Annotated in this window: 4 protein-coding genes; 3 read left to right on the top strand and 1 reads right to left on the bottom strand. The window is 72.4% G+C overall.

Annotation, left to right across the window (positions count from 1 at the left end):
• Positions 1–673 (top strand): substrate-binding domain-containing protein (locus tag AC27VN_RS35260; RefSeq protein WP_490879615.1); only part of this gene is annotated, 673 nt, incomplete at its 5' end.
• Positions 674–679: 6 nt separating this feature from the next.
• On the opposite strand, the gene AC27VN_RS35265 is transcribed toward AC27VN_RS35260, so the two are convergent.
• Positions 680–2,050 (bottom strand): PQQ-dependent sugar dehydrogenase, encoded by a 1,371-nt coding sequence (locus AC27VN_RS35265; RefSeq protein ID WP_398496509.1) that lies wholly within the window; start codon positions 2,048–2,050, stop codon positions 680–682.
• Positions 2,051–2,193: 143 nt separating this feature from the next.
• Here AC27VN_RS35265 and AC27VN_RS35270 point away from each other — a divergent pair, with 143 nt between their 5' ends.
• Positions 2,194–2,949 (top strand): alanyl-tRNA editing protein, encoded by a 756-nt coding sequence (locus AC27VN_RS35270; RefSeq protein WP_490879616.1) that lies wholly within the window; start codon positions 2,194–2,196, stop codon positions 2,947–2,949.
• A gap of 45 nt (positions 2,950–2,994) precedes the next feature.
• On the top strand, positions 2,995–3,831 hold an 837-nt coding region (locus AC27VN_RS35275; protein WP_490879617.1), incomplete at its 3' end, for a protein-disulfide reductase DsbD domain-containing protein.

Genomic DNA, 3,831 nt, shown 5'->3' on the forward strand with positions numbered 1-3,831 from the left:
GATGGAGCTGCTCGACGTCGACGGCGCGCTGGTCATCGAGCCCTCGGCCGGCGACCCCAACCTCGCGAACCTGCTGCGCCGCGGCCTGCCGGTGGTGGCCATCGGCAAGCCGGCCGAGGGGCCGGTGATGCCGCCCTATGTCGACATCCATTCGGGCCGCACCACGCGGCTGCTGCTCGAGCACTTGCACGGCCAGGGCGCGCGCCAGGTCGCGATGATCCTGGGCGCGGCGCAGCGCAACTCGTATCTCGAGGCGCGCACGGCGTACGAAGAAGCGATGGCCGCGCGCGGCCAGCCGCCGTTGCTGTCGCTGGTCGAGGAGGTGCGCGGCGAGGCCGGCGGCCACGAGGCGGCGCAGGCGCTGCTCGCGGCCCATCCCGGCATCGACGCCTTCTGCGTGCCGGTCGACGCCTTCGCCACCGGCGCGCTGGCCGCGATCGTGCAGAGCGGGCGTCGCGTGCCCGACGACGTGATGGTCGCGACCCGCTACGACGGCCTGCGCGCGCGCACCAGCGTGCCGCCGCTCACCGCGGTCGACCTGCATCTGGAGGAGGTGGCGCAGCAGGCGATCGCGCTGCTGTTCGACCACCTGCGCGGCGATGTCTCGCGCCACCGGGTCGAGGGCCCGGCCGCGCAGCTGGTGGCGCGGCCCTCGTCGGTGCGCGGCGGCTGAGCGTCCTCAGTTTTGCTTCGCGCGCGACACCCTCCATACGACGTTGCCCACGTCGTCGGCCACCAGCAGCGCGCCGCTCTTGTCGAGCGCCACGCCCACCGGCCGGCCCTGCGCCTTTTCCTGGGCATCGAGGAAGCCCGTGAGCACGTCGACCGGCGGGCCGCTGGGCTTGCCGCCGATGAAGGGCACGAACACCACCTTGTAGCCCGACTTGGGCTTGCGGTTCCACGAGCCGTGCTCGCCGATGAAGACGCCGCTGGCGAACTGCTCGGGCATGCCGCCCGGGCGCGAGAACGCCAGGCCCAGCGGCGCGACGTGCGAGCCCAGCGCGTAGTCGGGCGCGATCGACTTGGCCACCATCTCGGGGTTCTGCGGCTGCACGCGCACGTCGACCACGCCGCCGTAGTAGCTCCAGGGCCAGCCATAGAAGGCGCCGTCCTTCACCGAGGTCAGGTAGTCGGGCACGAGGTCGCTGCCGATCTCGTCGCGCTCGTTGACCACGGTCCACAGCGCCTGGGTGTCGGGGTCCCAGCCCAGGCCGTTGGGGTTGCGCAGGCCGCTCGCGAACAGGCGCTTCTCGCCGCTCTTGGTGTCGACCTCCCAGATGGCGGCGCGGCCCTCCTCGGCGGCGAGGCCGTTCTCGCCGATGTTGCTGTTCGAGCCCACGGTCACGTAGAGCTTGCTGCCGTCGGCGTTGGCGATCACGTTCTTGGTCCAGTGGTGGTTGATGCCCGCGGGCAGCGGCGTCACCACGGTGGGCTTGGCATCGATGGAGGTCTGGCCCTCGGTGTAGGGCACCTTCACGAGCGCGTCGGCGTTGGCGATGAAGAGCTCGTTGCCCACCAAGGCCATGCCGTAGGGCGAGGTGAGGTTGGAGAGGAACACCTGCTTGACCTCGGCCGCGCCGTCGCCGTCGGCATCGCGCAGCAGGGTGATGCGGTTGGCGCTGGGCACGCCGGCGCCGGCGCGCGCCATCAGCTTGTTCATCACGAAGTTGCGCGCCTTGGCCATCAGGCCGCTGCCGCCGTCGGTCGTGCCCTCGGGCTTGGGCGGCTTGTTGCTCTCGGCCACCAGCACGTCGCCGTTGGGCAGGGTGTAGACCCAGCGCGGATGGTCGAGCCCGCGCGCCAGCGCCGCCACCTTGAGGCCGTCGGCCGGCGTGGGCGCGGCGGTGTCGTTCCAGCCGACCACGGGCGCGACGTTGACGGTGGGGATCAGGGTCTTGTTGGGCTCCACCAGCTGCGGCCGCGGGCCGGTGGTCAGTTCGGGCGTGAGCTTGGCCGCCTCGCCGCAGCCCGCCAGCACCAGCGGGACCAGGACCGCCGCCAGCAGGGCCGCGGCCGTCTTGGGGGTGGGTGCTTGCTGCCGTGTCTTCATGCGCCGTCCTTCGTGCGTTGCGGCGCGGCCCGGTGCCGCGCATCGGGCGATCTTCGGGCTGGCGGCGGCCCGGGGGCTGTCGGTCGTGGGCGCTTTCCGGCGTGGGCGCACCCCGTTCGCGCATCGCCGCTACCATCGCCGGGATGACCCACGACCTGTTCCGTGCCGACGCCTATCTGCGCTCCTGCGAAGCGCGCGTCGAGCGCATCGACGAGACCGGCATCGTGCTGGACCGCACCGTGTTCTACCCGCTGGGCGGCGGACAGGCCGGAGACAGCGGCGTGCTGGCGCTGGCCGGCGGCGCCGGGATCGCGATCGCCGACACGCGCAAGGGCAAGGACGCCGAGGGCCGCGCCACCGACGAGATCGTGCACGTGCCCGCGCCGGGCCAGGAGGCCCTGCTGGCCGCGCTGAAGCCCGGCGACACCGTCACCGCGACCATCGACTGGGAGCGCCGCCACCGGCTGATGCGCTTCCACACCGCCACCCACCTGCTCTGCTACCTGGTGCCGCAGCCGGTCAACGGCTGCTCGATCACGCCCGACTACGCGCGGCTCGACTTCCACATGACCGACCCGCTCGACAAGGAAGCGCTGACCCACGGCCTCGCGGCGCTGGTGGGCGCGGCCCATCCGCTGACCGTGGGCGCCATCACCGACGCCGAGCTCGACGCCAACCCGGCGCTGGTCAAGAGCATGAGCGTGCAGCCGCCGCGCGGCACGGGCACGGTGCGCACCATCCGCATCGGCGGCGAGGGCGAAGCCCAGATCGACTTCCAGCCCTGCGGCGGCACGCACGTGGCCAACACCGCCGAGATCGGCGCCGTGGTGGTCACCAAGATCGAGAAGAAGAGCGCCAACAGCCGGCGCGTGGTGCTGGGCTGGGCGGCCGCCACCTGACCCCGCCCCGGAACTTCGCCTCCCCTGAACGCTCCGACTGACGGCATGACCTTCACGCGCCTCCGATTCGCTACGCTTCTCATAGCAGCATCCACAGCCTGGCTGCCGGCTCTGGCCCAATTGACTCCAGCCAAGACGGGCGCGGTCGTGACCACCCCGCATGTGCGCGCCGAACTGGTGGCGCACGCGCCCGACGGCGTGGCGCCCGGCGCGCCGGTCTGGGTCGGCCTGCAGATCGCGCACCAGCCCGAGTGGCATACCTACTGGAAGAACGCCGGCGATTCCGGCCTGCCCACCGAGCTCAACTGGACGCTGCCACCCGGCGTGGCGGCCGGCGACATCGCCTGGCCGGTGCCGAAGAAGATCCCGGTCGGCAACCTCGCCAACTACGGCTACGAGAACACGGTGCTGCTGCCGGTGCCGCTCGAGGTGGCGAGCACCTTCAAGCCGCCGCTGGCCCTCACGGGCGCGGGCGGGCCGGCCGAACTCCAGGTGCGGCTCAAGGCCTCGTGGCTGGTCTGCCGCAAGGAATGCATCCCCGAGGAAGGCGAGTTCTCGCTGGCGCTGCCGGTGCAGGGCTCGACCGCGCTGCACAAGGCCGAGTTCGACGCCGCCCAGGCCGCGCAGCCGGCACAGCTCGCGACGCCCGGCGCGATCGAGGTGCAGGGCAACAATCTGCAGGTGCGCCTCGAGGGCCTGCCGGCCACCGCCCAGGGCAAGACGCTGGCCTTCTTCCCCGAGACCCCCGAGGTGATCCGCACCGCGGCCGTCGCCGGCAAGGACTGGACCCAATCCTGGCAGGGCGGCACCTGGACCGCCACGCTGCCGCTGGCCGACCAGCGCAGCGCGAGCCCCACGGCGATGCCGGTGGTGGTGGCGCTG

The organism is Variovorax sp. 20P10.2.4 (assembly GCF_058244205.1).

What these genes read in the sequence shown, in the direction of transcription:
- AC27VN_RS35270 (WP_490879616.1), top strand. Translation starts at nt 2,194, where the DNA reads ATGACCCACGACCTGTTCCGTGCCGACGCCTATCTGCGCTCCTGCGAA.
- AC27VN_RS35265 (WP_398496509.1), bottom strand. Translation starts at nt 2,050, where the DNA reads ATGAAGACACGGCAGCAAGCACCCACCCCCAAGACGGCCGCGGCCCTG.